General features: G+C 69.7%; 11 protein-coding genes. 5 read left to right on the top strand and 6 right to left on the bottom strand.

What is annotated here, in order from left to right:
* Positions 1-17: 17 nt before the first annotated feature.
* The gene (gene flhB / locus K8P63_RS11160) at positions 18-1,160 is read right to left on the bottom strand and encodes a flagellar type III secretion system protein FlhB (protein ID WP_223796108.1); all 1,143 of its coding nucleotides are present in this window, start codon (positions 1,158-1,160) and stop codon (positions 18-20) included.
* Positions 1,161-1,266: 106 nt separating this feature from the next.
* On the opposite strand from flhB, the gene K8P63_RS11155 reads away from it, so the two are divergent.
* The 4 genes from K8P63_RS11155 (at position 1,267) to K8P63_RS11140 (ending at position 5,379) form a co-directional block, all read left to right on the top strand.
* Entirely contained in the window at positions 1,267-2,082 is an 816-nt protein-coding gene (locus K8P63_RS11155; RefSeq protein WP_223796107.1) for an HpcH/HpaI aldolase/citrate lyase family protein, read from the top strand.
* 62 nt (positions 2,083-2,144) lie between these two features.
* Positions 2,145-3,605, top strand: a complete 1,461-nt coding sequence (guaB, locus tag K8P63_RS11150) for an IMP dehydrogenase (protein WP_223796106.1) — start codon at positions 2,145-2,147, stop codon at positions 3,603-3,605.
* Between the two features lie 23 nt (positions 3,606-3,628).
* Positions 3,629-4,810: an RsmB/NOP family class I SAM-dependent RNA methyltransferase gene (locus K8P63_RS11145; RefSeq protein WP_223796105.1), complete on the top strand. Its 1,182-nt coding sequence runs from the start codon at positions 3,629-3,631 to the stop codon at positions 4,808-4,810.
* A gap of 32 nt (positions 4,811-4,842) precedes the next feature.
* Positions 4,843-5,379: a tetratricopeptide repeat protein gene (locus K8P63_RS11140; RefSeq protein WP_223796104.1), complete on the top strand. Its 537-nt coding sequence runs from the start codon at positions 4,843-4,845 to the stop codon at positions 5,377-5,379.
* Between the two features lie 7 nt (positions 5,380-5,386).
* Here the strand turns inward: K8P63_RS11140 and rsmA are convergent, their stop codons facing one another.
* The 4 genes from rsmA to K8P63_RS11120 form a co-directional block, all read right to left on the bottom strand.
* On the bottom strand, positions 5,387-6,211 hold the full coding sequence (gene rsmA / locus K8P63_RS11135) for a 16S rRNA (adenine(1518)-N(6)/adenine(1519)-N(6))-dimethyltransferase RsmA (RefSeq protein WP_223796103.1): 825 nt from the start codon (positions 6,209-6,211) through the stop codon (positions 5,387-5,389).
* Entirely contained in the window at positions 6,208-7,224 is a 1,017-nt protein-coding gene (gene pdxA, locus K8P63_RS11130) for a 4-hydroxythreonine-4-phosphate dehydrogenase PdxA (RefSeq protein WP_223796102.1), read from the bottom strand. The genes rsmA and pdxA overlap by 4 nt, the downstream gene beginning before the upstream one ends.
* Entirely contained in the window at positions 7,202-8,494 is a 1,293-nt protein-coding gene (locus K8P63_RS11125; protein ID WP_223799805.1) for a peptidylprolyl isomerase, read from the bottom strand. The genes pdxA and K8P63_RS11125 overlap by 23 nt, the downstream gene beginning before the upstream one ends.
* Before the next feature lie 107 nt (positions 8,495-8,601).
* Positions 8,602-10,872: an LPS-assembly protein LptD gene (locus tag K8P63_RS11120; RefSeq protein WP_398287455.1), complete on the bottom strand. Its 2,271-nt coding sequence runs from the start codon at positions 10,870-10,872 to the stop codon at positions 8,602-8,604.
* Positions 10,873-10,993: 121 nt separating this feature from the next.
* Between K8P63_RS11120 and K8P63_RS11115 the strand changes: the two genes are divergently transcribed.
* A complete protein-coding gene (locus K8P63_RS11115) occupies positions 10,994-12,448 on the top strand; it encodes a leucyl aminopeptidase (RefSeq protein WP_398288892.1) in 1,455 nt (484 codons plus the stop codon).
* A 105-nt stretch (positions 12,449-12,553) separates the two neighbouring features.
* Here the strand turns inward: K8P63_RS11115 and K8P63_RS11110 are convergent, their stop codons facing one another.
* The gene (locus tag K8P63_RS11110; RefSeq protein ID WP_223796099.1) at positions 12,554-13,735 is read right to left on the bottom strand and encodes an aspartyl protease family protein; all 1,182 of its coding nucleotides are present in this window, start codon (positions 13,733-13,735) and stop codon (positions 12,554-12,556) included.
* Positions 13,736-13,783: the final 48 nt, after the last annotated feature.

Below are 13,783 nucleotides of genomic sequence, written 5' to 3'. Positions count from 1 at the left end.
GCTTGCGCCGTCCATGGTTAAGAACGGGTTGCATTACCGTTCTCATCGAACCTAGCTGCCTCGGGCACGTCGATCTGCGGCTGGACGACGCCGTCGGCCATCGCGCGGTCGAGATTGAAGACGAACGCCAGGACGGTCGCGACGGCGATGTAGAGATCGTCGCGGATCAGCATGCCCTCGCGGCTGGTGAAGTAGATGGCGCGGGCGAGCTGCGGGTAGGACAGGATCGGCACGGCGTGCGCATCCGCCAGCTCGCGGATCGCTGCGGCGGTGGCCCCGCGGCCCTTGGCGACGACGATCGGCGCCGAATCGAAGCCGGGGCGATATTGCAGCGCCACGGCGAAATGGGTCGGGTTGGTGAGCACGACGCTGGCCTGCGCCATCGCCTTGCGCGCGCCGCCGGAGAGGAGCTGGTGCTGCTTGCGGCGCAGCGCCATCTTCACGTCGGGCGAGCCTTCGGTCTGCTTGTGCTCATCCTTCACCTCCTGTTTCGTCATGCGGAGGCGGCCGGCACGCTGGATAATCTGCGCGGGCAGGTCGAAACCGGCGATCAACGCCAGCGCCAGCGCCATGACGAGGATGGCGCTGGAAAAACCGTGGCCGATCGAACCGATGGCGCTGACGAAATCCTGCCGGCCCAGCCCCATGATCGATGGCATGCGGCTGCGCAGCAGCCACCACGCGACGAGGCCCAGCACCAGCACCTTGGCCAGGCCCTTGCCGAGCTCGATCAGGCCCTGCACGCCGAACACGCGCTTCATGCCGGTGAGCGGATTGATCTTCTCGGCCTTGAACCCGAGCGCGCTCCAGCGGAAGCCGAGCGAGCCGAGCATCGCGGGCGTGCCGATCGCCGCCACCAGCGTCAGCCCGAACAGGGTGGCGAGCGGCAGCAGGACGGGCAGCAGCAATGCGAGGAAGGCGCGCAGCGGATCGAAGCCGACGATGTCGCCGCTGTCGAAGGTGAGGCCACGGCGCAGCATCTGCTCGCACGATCCCACCATCCACGGGCCGGCCAAGGCGATCCACGCGGCACCGGCGAGAATGACCAGCGCGGTGCCCAATTCGCGCGACTGGAGGACGTCGCCCTGCTCGACGGCGTCGTTGCGCCGCTTGGCGGTCGGGGCTTCGGTCTTCTCGTCGCGATCCGGTGTATCGGCCATGCGCGGGGGATGCGCGAAGAAGGTTAACGCTACGTTAGGAGAGGTTGCAAATTTCGCACCGATGCAGGGCTTAACCTGTGCCACTCGGCGAGATAGAGCAGCATCTATGACCCATATCGCGCCGATCCGCTCCGCTTTGTTCCTGCCGGCCTCGAACGCGCGGGCGGTGGCCAAGGCGCGGACGCTCGCCTGCGATCTCGTCATCCTCGATCTGGAAGACGCCGTGGCCGAGGGGGACAAGGCCGAGGCGCGCGCCGCCGCGGTGGCGGCGTCGAACGAGAATTGGGGCGATCGGCTGCTCGCGGTGCGGTTGAACGGCGCGGAGAGCAACTGGCACGATGCCGATCTCGCGGCGGTGGCGCGCCTGCCCGGGCTCGACCTGATCGTGCTGCCGAAGGTCGACGATCCGCTCGCCGTGCGCCATGTCGGCGAGCGGGCGGGCATGCCGATATTGGCGATGATCGAGACCGCCGCCGGGGTCTATGCCGCGCGCCAGATCGCCGCGGAGCATGCCGTGGCCGGGCTGATCGCGGGGGTGAACGACCTTGCCGCCGCGCTGCGCATTCCGGTCGGGGCGGGGCGCGCGGCGCTGGAGCCTTCGCTCCACCTGATCCTATTGGCCGCGCGCGCGGCGGGCAAGCTGGCGCTGGACGGTGTCTACAACCGGCTGGACGATGCCGAAGGGTTCGCCGCCGACGCCAGGGCCGGGCAGCGCGCCGGCTTCGACGGCAAGTCGCTGATCCACCCCGACCAGATCGAACCGTGCAACCGGCTGTTCGTGCCGAGCGAGGCCGACATCGAGGAAGCGCGTGCGCTGGTGGCGGCGGCGACCGGCGGCGCGGAGCGGTTTCGCGGTCGAATGATCGAAACATTGCACGTCGATAGCGCCCGAACGCTGCTGGCACGCGCCGACGTGGCCTAGCGCCGCCGGGAGCGGCAGCCTATATGGCCGCGAATCCTTCTCGCCTGTCACCACGGGGATTCATGAACATCGAGCTCGGTTTGACCTTCGACGACGTGCTGCTTCGGCCCGGCGCGTCCGATATCGTGCCGAGCGGCGCCGACACGCGCAGCCGGGTAACGCGCGACATCGCCCTGACCATCCCGATCCTGTCGGCGGCGATGGACACGGTGACCGAGGCCGACATGGCGATCGTCATGGCGCAGCTCGGCGGCATCGGCGTGCTCCATCGCAACCTCGAGGTCGACGAGCAGGCGGCGGCGGTGCGCGCGGTCAAGCGGTTCGAGAGCGGCATGGTGGTCAACCCGATCACGCTGCGCCCCGACGACACGCTCGCCGATGCGCGCGCGCTGATGGAACGGCACCGCATCTCGGGCTTCCCGGTGGTGGAGGCCGACGGCACGCTGGTGGGCATCCTCACCCATCGCGACATGCGCTTCGCCGATGCGCCGGAACAGCCGGTGGCGGAATTGATGACGAGCCAGAACCTCGTCACCGTGCCCGCCGGGGTCAATACCGGCGAGGCGCGTCGCCTGCTCCACCAGCGGCGGATCGAGAAACTGCTGGTGGTGGACGAGGCCTATCGCTGCGTCGGCCTGATCACCGTCAAGGATATCGAGAAGGCGGTCACCTACCCGAACGCGACCAAGGATGGGTCGGGCCGGCTGCGCGTGGCCGCCGCGACGACGGTGGGCGACAAGGGCTTTGCGCGCACCGAGGCGCTGATCGACGCCGAATGCGACCTGATCGTGATCGATACCGCGCACGGCCATAATCGCGACGTGGCGCGCGCGGTCGAGCGGGTGAAGCGCCTGTCCAACTCGGTCCAGATCATCGCCGGCAACGTCGCGACGGCGGAAGCCACGCGCGCGCTGATCGATGCGGGGGCGGACGGCATCAAGGTCGGCATCGGCCCCGGATCGATCTGCACCACGCGGGTCGTCGCCGGTGTTGGCGTGCCGCAGCTTACCGCCGTGATGGAAGCAGCCGAGGAGGCGTGGAAATCCGGCGTGCCGGTGATCGCCGACGGCGGCCTGCGCACCTCGGGCGATGTCGCCAAGGCGCTGGCGGCGGGCGCGTCGTGCGTGATGATCGGCTCGCTGCTCGCCGGAACCGATGAGGCGCCGGGAGAAACCTTTCTTCATCAAGGACGTGCGTTCAAATCCTATCGCGGGATGGGAAGCCTGGCGGCGATGACGCGCGGCTCGGCCGATCGCTATTTCCAGCAGGACGTGCGCGACCAGCTCAAGCTGGTGCCCGAGGGCATCGAGGGGCAGGTGCCCTATAAGGGCCCGGCGCGCGAGGTGATCCACCAGCTGGTGGGCGGCGTGAAGGCGGCGATGGGCTATACCGGCGCGGCGACGCTTGCCGAGCTGCGCGAGAAAGCGCGGTTCGTGCGCATCACCAATGCCGGTCTGCGCGAGAGCCACGTCCACGACGTGACGATCACGCGCGAGTCGCCCAATTATCCTTCGCTCGGCTAGGTGGCCGCGCCGGGACCACGCAATTGACCCCTGCAGCACGGGTGCAGGCCGCGATCGAGATCGTGGATGCGGTGCTGGTCGCCGCGCGCACCGGGGGAGCGGCGGCCGACACGCTGATCGCGCGTTACTTTAAGGTCCGCCGCTTCGCCGGATCGACCGACCGGCGCGAGGTGCGCGAGCTTGCTTATGCGGCGATCCGTCGCGCGGGCCAGCCGCCTGTCAGCGGGCGGGCGGCGATGATCGGCCTCGCCGGCGATCGTCCGGAGCTGGCGGACCTGTTCGACGGCAGCCGCCACGGGCCGGCGGCGATCGATCCGGCCGAGCCGGTTGCCCCCGCCGGCGTGGCGCCCGACTGGCTGGTCGGGCGCCTGACCAAGGCGCTGCCCCCTGACGAATGGCCCGCGCTGATGGCGCGCGCGCCGCTCGATCTGCGCGTCAACCGGCTAAAGGCCGATCGCGAGGCGGTGCTTGCCCTGCTGCCGGACGCGGTGCCCGGCCTGCTCAGCCCCGACGCGCTGCGCCTGCCCGAGGGCACGGCGGTGGAGGCCACCGGCGCCTTTCGCGACGGTCTGATCGAGGTGCAGGACGAGGGCAGCCAGCTGATCGCGCTCGCCTGTGCCGCGCAGCCGCGCATGACCGTGGTCGATCTCTGCGCCGGCGCCGGCGGCAAGACGCTCGCGCTCGCCGCGATGATGGATGGCGAGGGGCGGCTGGTCGCCTGCGACGTCGATCGCGGCCGGCTGGCGCGATTGTGGCCGCGGGCCGAGCGGGCCGGCGTCGGCCGTATCGAGACGCGCCTGCTCGACGGTGGCCGCGAGACCGAGGCGCTGGCCGATCTGGCGGCGCAGGCCGACGTCGTGCTGGTCGATGCGCCCTGCTCGGGCACCGGCACGTGGCGGCGCAATCCCGAGGCGCGCTGGCGGCTCTCGCCCGCCCGGCTCGATCGGCTGGTGGCGATGCAGCAGCATGTGCTGGAGCTTGCGGCACCGCTGGTGCGCCCGGGCGGCCGGCTGGTCTATGCGGTCTGCTCATTGCTGGCGGAAGAGGGGCGCGACCGCATCTCGGACTTCCTCGCGAGCAATCCGCACTGGTCGGTGGTGTCGTCGGTCGCGGCGGGGCATCCGGCGGGCGCCGGGCGGCTGCTGACCCCGGCAAATGACGGCACCGACGGCTTTTTCGTCGCCGCCCTGACTGCGCCATGCTAGAGGTCAGGGCTTCGCCCCTCGTGGAGCTCCTGATGCGTTTTTCCCCTGCCGCGCTCGCCCTTGCCGCCACGCTGGCGACCCTGTCCAGCAGCAGCATGGGGCAGAAGCCCGATGCGCAGATCGATCCGCGCAGCATGGCGTTGCTGGCGCAGGGCGAGGGGCTGCTGAAGGCCGGCAACACCGCCGGGGCCGAGGATGCGCTGGAAACCGCGCTGGCGGTCGATCCGCGCAACCGCGCCGCCTTCGTCGCGCTGGGCCATGTCGCGACCGCGCAGAATTTGCCGGGCAAGGCGGTGCGCTTCTATCGCAGCGCGCTGACGCTCGACCCCAATGACGTTTCGGCGCTGGCCGGGCAGGGCGAGGCGATGGTGCAGAAAGGTGCGGTCGAGCGTGCCAAGGTGAACCTCGCGCGGATCAACCAGCTCTGCAAGGCGCCGTGCGCGGTCTCGACGCAGCTTGCGGCGGTGATCGCGAAGGGGCCGCCGCCGGCGGTGCAGACTGCGCAGGCGACCGCGACGGTTCCGCCCAAGGGCCAGGAACAGGCGACGCAGAAGCAGCAGAAGCCGTAAGGATCGCTCAGCGCGCCAGCGTGCGTGCGATCGCGACGAATTCCTCGACCGACAGCGTCTCGGCGCGGCGCGTCGGGTCGATGCCCAATTCGGCCAGCGCCCCCAGCGCGCCGGGCAGGCCCTTCAGGCTCTGCCGCAGCATCTTGCGCCGCTGACCGAAGGCGGCGCCGGTCAACGCCTCCAGCACCTTGGGCGTGACGCCGTCGGGCTGCTCGGCCGGCACGATGTGAACCACCGCCGACATCACCTTGGGCGAGGGTACGAACGCCGAGCGATGCACCGGCAACGCGATGCGCGCGTGCGTCCGCCACTGCGCCAGCACCGCCAGCCGGCCGTAGGCGCCGGTGTCGGGCCGGGCGACGATCCGCTCGGCCACTTCCTTCTGGAACATCAGAGTCAGCGAGCGCCACCAGGGCGGCCATGCAGTCGTGCCGAGCCAGCGGACGAGCAAAGCGGTGCCGACATTGTAGGGCAGGTTGGCGACGATGTGCGCGCCGCCGGCAAGGGCGAGCTCGTCGATCGCCAGCGCGTCGCCCTCGATCACGCGCAGCCGGCCCGGCGCGGCCTCGCCCAGCTCGGCGAGCGCGGGCAGGCAGCGGCGGTCGCGTTCGACCGCGATCACCTCGGCCCCGGCGCCGAGTAATGCGCGGGTGAGGCCGCCCGGCCCCGGCCCGACCTCGTAGACCAGGGCACCGTCGAGCGGCCCCGGCACGCGCGCGATCCGATCGAGCAACTGGCCGTCGAGCAGGAAGTTCTGCCCGAGCGATTTTTCGGCCGAAAGGCCATGGCGCGCGATCACCTCGCGCAGCGGAGGAAGGTCGGCGAGGGTCACGCCGTGCGCGCGCGATACTCCGCGCACTGGGCGGCAAGGCGGATGGCGGCGATCATCGCGCCCGGATGCGCGCGATCCTGCCCGGCAATGTTGAAGGCGGTGCCGTGATCGGGCGCGGTCCGCACGATCGGCAGGCCGAGCGTGATGTTCACGCCCTCGTCGAAATGGAGCGTCTTGATCGGGATCAGCGCCTGATCATGATACATGCAGAGCGCCGCATCATATTGGCGCCGTGCGCGATCGTGGAACATCGTGTCGGCCGCCAGCGGTCCGACCACGTCGATGCCCTCCTCGCGCAGCCGTTCGACCGCGGGCGCGATCACGTCGATCTCCTCGCGGCCCAGCGCGCCGCTCTCGCCGGCATGCGGATTGAAGCCGGCGATGGCGAGGCGCGGGCGGGCGATGCCGAAATCGCGCACCAGCCCGCGATCGGTCGTGCGTGCCTTGGCGAGGATCAGCTCGACGGTGAGGATGCCGGCCGCGTCGCGCAGCGGAATGTGGGTCGTCACCGGCACGGTGCGCAGCGACGGCCCGGCGAGCATCATCACGGCATTGTCGCGCGAGATGCCGCAGCGTTCGGCGACGAATTCGGTCTGCCCCGGATGGACGAAGCCGATATCGTAGAGCTGAACCTTGGCGACGGGCGCGGTGACGATCGCAGCCGCGGCGTTCGAGCGGGTGAGGCCGACCGCCAGCTCCAGCGAATCGAGCGAACAGCGCGCACCGGGCAGGTTCGGCTCGCCGGGGATGATCGCGCCCGCATCCTCGACCTGGATTACGGGCAAGGCCTCGGCGAAACAGGCGCGCGCGGCGGCGGGATCGGTGATCCGCGCGATCGGCCCGTCCCAGACGGCCGCGATCGACCGAGGATCGCCGACGGCGAAGAACGGCGGCAAGCCTTCCTCGACCCGCGCCGCCCACGCCTTGGCGGTGATTTCCGGCCCGACCCCGGCAGGGTCGCCGAGCGCCACCGCGAGCGGGGGGCCGGGATCAGCGATAGTCGATGATCGCATCGCGGCGCAGGTCGCGCAGGTAGCGGCGCGCACGCATGTTCACGCGCTCGTCCGACATCTGCGTCTGGATCTGCTCGAACGTGGGGATGCTCGCCGTTTCCGGGTCGTCGCGGCCGCACACCACCAGCGCGTGTACGCCGTCGGTCGAGGAGCCGAACGGCGGCGACGATTCGCCGACGCGCAGGTTGAGCATGATCGGCTGGAGCGGGGCGGGCAGGTCGCGCACCTTGACCGCGTCGTTGTCGATCACCTCGGCGTTCATCGCCTTGGCGAATTCGGCGACCTTGCCGCAGCCCTGCAGTGTCTTCAGCCCGTCGGAGAAAGCGGTGACCTTCGGCTGCGCCTGCTCGCGGCTGACATTGGCCGGGAAGGTGATCGTGAGCTGCTTCAGCGAAAGGACCGCATCGCGCGGATCGGCCATCAGCACCTGGCGCTTGTCGATCAGCGCGATGATCGAAAAACCGCCCGAAATCGGGATCGGCGCGCTGACCGTGCCGCTCTGCATCTGCGGCAGGACGTTGGCGAGCGCGTCTGGCAATTGCTGGGCACGCACCCAGCCGAGGTCGCCGCCGACCGCTGCGGTCGACGCTTCGGAATATTGGCGGGCATAAGCGACGAACGAGGCGCCCTGGCGGACCTGCTCGACGATGCGGTTGGCGTTGGCCTCGACCTGCGCCTGCGTGACCGGGGTCGCCGACAGATAGATTTCGCCGACATGATATTCGGGCTGGCCCTTGGCGGCTTCCAGCCGCTTGATGACCTGGGTCACCTCTTCGTCGCTGATGCTGACGAACGGCTCGACCTCGCGGCTCAGCACGCGGCGCCACGCGCTCTCGCCCTCGATCTGGCGCTTCAACGAGGCGGGCGACGAGCCCACCGAGCGGACATAGTCGGAAAACTTGTCGGGCGTCATCTTGAACTGCTGGCCGACGCGCGCGTAGCTGTTGTCGATCTCGCTCTTGTCGATCGTGATCTTGTTGGCCTTGGCCTCGTCGATCTCGAGCGTCTCGTCGATCAGGTTCGACAGCACCTGCAGGCGCAGCCGCTGCCGCTCCTCGTCCGAGACCTTGCCCTGATTGGCGACGAGCACCAGCGCGAGCCGCTGATCGATGTCGGTCTCGGTGATGATCGTGCCGTTGACGATCGCGGTCGCCTTGCGGATCGCCGGATCGGGCGGTGCCAGCAATTGCACGTCGTTGGGGAGATCGAGCGGACCCGTCGTCTCCTGCGCCATCGCCGGAAGCGGCGCCATCAGAATGGCCGCCCCCATCAGCGCGGCCAACGCACGCTTACCCTTACCGTCCACCGTCAAAACCCGCTCCGTCCCTGATCCGCCGTCGAGCCGCCCCCGCTAGGCTCGTACGGCTGAACCGCTGCTTAGCGGCCAACGTTCTTCAAGGCCAGCCGCAAGCTGAACGTGCTGCCGCGTCGCGCGTCGCCGGTGGGATCGTAATCCCGGCGCCAGGTGAGGCCGAGCGAGATGCACTCGTTTTCGTAGACGAGGCCGACGCGGTCGCGCACCGGCGAGAAGCCGTCCGAGAGCGAGGTGGGATCGTCGCTGCGCTTCGTGAGGTCGATCACCGTCGAGCCGAAGATCGACCAATAGCGCGCGATCTGGATGCGGCCGGCAAACCGTACTTCGCTATCGTCGCGCAGGTCGGCGATCGTCGGGTCGATGTCGCGGTTGAGGCGGAGATAGCCGACCAGGAAATAGGTGTTTCGCGTGCCGACGGTCGCGTCGAACTCGCTGCGGCGGACGGCGAGCGTGGACTTGTCGAGGCGGAACCGCTCGGTGAACTCGACGAAATTGCCGTATTTGACGGTGACGCGGCCGACATAGTCCGAAAATTGCCCCGAGAGCCCCGTGCCCGAGGGCAGGATCGTCGGTTCCGTGCTCAGGCGGTAGCTCTGGCCGATGACGCCGTGCACCTCGAATGCGGGCCGGGTGTAGTTCCACTCGGCACCATAGGTGACGCGGCTGGAATCGTCCCACCGGTCGTAGCCCGAGAAGCGGTTGAGCGCGAACAGGTTCGAATCTTCCAGATCGACCGCGCGGCTGTCTTCGTCGGGGATCGTGACGTTCTTGGTGTGCGGCTGGCCCACGAACTGCACGCGCGGGACGATCTGCTGCGTGCCGCCGAACAGCTCGCCCACGAACGGCCAACGCATGTCGACCGCGACCAGGCCGATGCCGCGCGTCTGCCAGCCATTCTGGCCGCGATAGGCGACGATGTCGGTCTCGCCCGCGCCGGCGGTATGGTAGACGTCGCCGCGGCCATAAGCGGTGAACGTCACCAGCTGGCCGAGCGGGGTGAGCTTGGTGAGATCCCAGCGCAGCCCGGCGAAGGCGCGCTGCGTATCCTGTCCCTCGGTGCGGGTGAGCGCGAGCGTGTTGAGCTCGGCCTGGAAGGTGCCGCCGAGCCACGGATCCTTGACCCGGCGGCGATAGTCGATCTCGGGCATCGCGATCGGCTGCTGGCCCTGCGAATAGCCGGCGCGGATTTCCTGCACGAACCAGCCGGCGATCGACAAATAGCTGTCGTCGTCGATGCGTTCGGCGCGAATGGTCGAGCGCAGCCGGTCGTCGTTCGAAATATCGAAGCGCTTCATGAAGGTGCGGTCGGTTTCGGCGCGGATGGCGGCGTGGATCGTCCAGTCCGGCCCGAGCTGCCACGTGCCGTTGGCGTCGATGAAGCCGCGCAACCCGTGATTCTTGTCGCCCGGCAAGGGGTTGATGCTGGCCGGCAGGCGCGAGCCGGCCGTCACCATGCCGCGGATCTGATAGGCACCGATCTGGTCGAGGTTGCGGTAGAGCAGTTCCAGCGCGGGGGGCACCGCCGAATAGACGTGCGGCGTCACCGTCAGGTCGCGGTTGGGCGCGAGCTGGAGATAATAAGGCAGATCGAGCTCGACGCCGGTCGCCTTGCTGACCTGCATGTTCGGCAGCAGCAGCCCGGTGCCGCCGCCGCCATTGCCCGATCCGTCGGGGTGCGAGAAGCCGGGCAGCGCCATCACCGTCAGCCCGAACAGGCGGAAGCGTGCATCGCGATAATAGATGCGGTGCTTGCCCTGATCGAGCACCACGCGCACCGCGGTGATCTGCCACGACGGCGTCTTCGGGCAATCGCTGGCATCGACCACGCGGCACGGCGTGTAGGCGGCGCGATCGAGGGTCGTGCGATCGCCGTCCTTCGTGCTGTGGCGCGCCGCCAGCCGGCCGCCGTCGGCCAGTACCAGCAGCAGATTGTCGGCAACGCCGTTCTTCATGTCGTCGGTCAAATCGATCTGATCGGCGTAGGTGGTGTCGCCGCCGGGGCTGACGGTCGCGACGTTGCCGCTCGCGACGATGCGCCCGGTCTTGCGGTTCCACACCACCTTGTCGGCGCGCAGGCGGCTGCCGGCGCGCAGCATCCGCACGTCGCCGGTCGCGGTGGCGATATCGTTGTCGTCGTCGTAGGAAAGGTCGGTCGCCGAGAAGGTGATCTGCTGATCGTCGGTCGGCGTCTCGGTATCGCCGCTGGTGGCGGGCGGCGCGACCGGCCGTGCGGCGAGATCCTGCGCGACGGCGGGCGCAGCCAACGCGATTGCGACCGCCAGCAGCGATGCATGCGCGACGTCCGTCCGCTTCCCCCTTGTTCCCCGCCGCATTGGCGGCCGATATCGCAGCCGCCCCAGTGTCGCAATCTTGTAAAATCGCCACGTTGCGCCGCTTTGCGATGCGCGTCCGCCGTCCTAGATAGAGCGTTCAATCGGAAAGGCTTCCTCCTTGATCAGCATCACGCTCAGCACCGGCCGCAGCGCCGGCACCGCCGCCCTCGCTTTTCCCGCCGCCGGCGGTGCCGTGCCCGAAGCGGCGCTGGGCGAGGCGGCGACGATCGCCAAAGCGGCGGCGTCGGGTGCGGCGTTTGCGGGCGAGCCCGGCGCGGTGGTCGGGCTGCACGCGCCGTTCGAGGGCGCGGTGCGGCAGATCCTGCTGTTCGGCACGGGCGACGCGGAGCGCGCCGGCAGCGCGCTCGCGGCGCGGCTGCTGACTTCGGGCACGACGGCGCTGACGGTGGACCTGACGAGCCTGCCGGCCGCCGATCGGCCGGCCTTCGCCGCCGGGTTGGCGCTGGGCGCGAGCCTGCGCAGCTGGCGGTTCGACACCTATCGCACGAAGCTGCCGGCCAAGCAGAAGCCGACGCTGACCTCGGTCGAGATCGTCGTCGGCGACCAGCTCGCCGAGGCCGAGGCGGCATGGGCACCGCTGGATGCCGTCGCGCAGGGCGTCGCCTTCACGCGTGGGCTGGTGGCCGAGCCGGGCAACGTCATCTATCCCGAAAGCTTCGTCGAGCGCTGCCAGGAGCTCGCCGCGCTGGGCATCGGCATCGAGGTGCTGGACGAGGCGGCGATGCAGGCCGCCGGCATGGGCGCCCTGCTCGGCGTGTCGCAGGGCTCGGAGCGCGAGGCGCGCCTGCTCGTCCTCACCTATGACGGCAGCGGCGGCATCAAGGAGCCGGTCGCGTTCGTCGGCAAGGGCGTGACGTTCGACACCGGCGGCATCAGCCTGAAGCCCGGCGCGGGCATGGAAGACATGAAGTGGGACATGGGCGGCGCGGGCGCCGTCGTCGGCACGATTAAGGCGATCGCCACGCGCAAGGCCAATGCGCACGTCATCGGCGTGTGCGGCCTCGTGGAGAACATGCCCGACGGCAAGGCGCAGCGGCCGGGCGACGTCGTCACCTCGATGTCGGGCCAGACGATCGAGGTGATCAACACCGACGCCGAGGGCCGGCTGGTGCTGTGCGACGCGATCACCTGGGTGCAGCGCAAATATCAGCCGAAGACGATCGTCGATCTGGCGACGCTGACCGGCGCGATGATCATCAGCCTCGGCCACGAGCATGGCGGCATCTTCTCGAACGACGACACGCTGGCCGAAGGCCTGCTCGCCGCCGGGCGCGGCGTCGGTGAGAAGCTCTGGCGGATGCCGCTGGGCGATGCCTATGACAAGATGATCGACAGCCCGATCGCCGACATGAAGAATATCGGCGGGCGCGAAGCCGGCTCGATCACCGCCGCGCAGTTCATCCAGCGCTTCGTCGACGAGGGCGTGAAGTGGGCGCATCTCGACATTGCCGGCATGGTATGGGCCGCCAAGCCCGGCACGATGTGGGAGAAGGGCGCGACCGGCTACGGCGTGCGCCTGCTCGACCGCTTCGTGGCGGACGTGCTGGAGAAGTAACTCCCGTTCTCTGCGACATGTATCGTCACCCCGGCGTAGGTCGGGGTCCAGGCAGCGGGCGTTGCGCGATCTGGATCCCGGCCTGCGCCGGGATGACGGCATGGGCTACAGATACGGCCTGACCGTGTAGCGCACGGTCGAAACCGCGCCGTCGCGTCGAATGCCGAGTGCCACTTCGCGCCCGGGCGGCTGGTTGGTCCGCACGATCGCCTCGGCAAGCGTCGGCGGATCGACCACGACGTCGCCGGCGCGCAGCCCGGCGGCCGCCGCCGGGCTGCCGGTGCCGACCACCGTCACCGCCACGGTGCCGTCGTCGGTACGGTCGAGCCAGATGCCCGCCGGCCGATAGCGGTCGGGCGGAACCGGCCGATCGTTGCGCGTCGCCCACACCTTGCGCAGGCGGATGTCGGTCGACAGCGCGAGCAGCTGAAGCAGCGACAGGCCGATCACGCCGTCATGGTCGCTGAACCGGCTGCTCTGGTCGGGATCCATCACCGTCACCAGCGGCCGGTCGATCGTCAGCGGCCCAAGCTGGACGGGCCCCATCCGCATGACGCGACTGAGCTTCGCGGCGCGCCCGCCGAAGCCCCCGGTGGGCTCGATCGCGAACGGCGTCGTGTCGTCGAACAGGCGATTGGCGCGCGCGGCGTGCGAGAAGAGCAGGATGCCGCCGGGCGCGCCGGTATCGCAGACGAGCCGGTACGGCTTGCCGGCGACGTAGGCGGTGACCTCGATCTTGTCGGACCACAGGCCGCGACCGTCGCCGCCGATGAAGCGCGAGTCGAGCAGGGTCATGTCCGGTGCCGTCGGCCGCCCGCTCGGCCAGAGCCGCCACTGGCCCGCAGCCAGATCGATATCGCAGTCGCGCCCGGTGAAGATGCCCGCCGCCAGCAGCCCCGCCGCATCGGGCGGCAGGCCCTGCTGGAAATCGTAAAGGACGAACAGGGTGAGGGGGATGCGGAGCGCGCCGCCGATCACCAGATCGTCCGCCGCGACGATGTCACCGGCCACCTGCCTCTTGCCGAGCCCGCCGACGACCTGCCCGCCCTTCACCGGCAGCTTCAGCGCATGTGCGATTTCGGGGCGCAGGAAGTTGCGCGGGGCGCCGGTATCGACACAGAACAGGCGCGGACTGTCCTTGCCGATCGTCGCCGCCACCCACAGACGCGCATCCTCGATGAGGATCCGGGTGGTGATCGGCGGCTTCGCCTCCGCGCGGGCAGGCGCTGGTGCCAGCAGGCCGGCGGCGGTCGCGGCGATCGCCTGTCGGCGCCCCAGGGTCAGCATGTCCGCCACGCCGCCATGATGGCGGCGGCGACGGACCCGGGCAAGCCC

The organism is Sphingomonas nostoxanthinifaciens (assembly GCF_019930585.1).
GTDB classification, from domain to species: Bacteria; Pseudomonadota; Alphaproteobacteria; order Sphingomonadales; family Sphingomonadaceae; genus Sphingomonas_I; species Sphingomonas_I nostoxanthinifaciens.
This window is presented reverse-complemented; position numbering and strand designations above follow the sequence as displayed.

Coding starts and splice junctions, on each gene's coding strand:
- guaB (WP_223796106.1), top strand. CDS start 2,145: ATGAACATCGAGCTCGGTTTGACCTTCGACGACGTGCTGCTTCGGCCC.
- pdxA (WP_223796102.1), bottom strand. CDS start 7,224: ATGCGATCATCGACTATCGCTGATCCCGGCCCCCCGCTCGCGGTGGCG.
- flhB (WP_223796108.1), bottom strand. CDS start 1,160: ATGGCCGATACACCGGATCGCGACGAGAAGACCGAAGCCCCGACCGCC.
- K8P63_RS11125 (WP_223799805.1), bottom strand. CDS start 8,494: ATGGGGGCGGCCATTCTGATGGCGCCGCTTCCGGCGATGGCGCAGGAG.
- K8P63_RS11120 (WP_398287455.1), bottom strand. CDS start 10,872: ATGCGGCGGGGAACAAGGGGGAAGCGGACGGACGTCGCGCATGCATCG.
- K8P63_RS11110 (WP_223796099.1), bottom strand. CDS start 13,735: ATGCTGACCCTGGGGCGCCGACAGGCGATCGCCGCGACCGCCGCCGGC.
- K8P63_RS11155 (WP_223796107.1), top strand. CDS start 1,267: ATGACCCATATCGCGCCGATCCGCTCCGCTTTGTTCCTGCCGGCCTCG.
- K8P63_RS11140 (WP_223796104.1), top strand. CDS start 4,843: ATGCGTTTTTCCCCTGCCGCGCTCGCCCTTGCCGCCACGCTGGCGACC.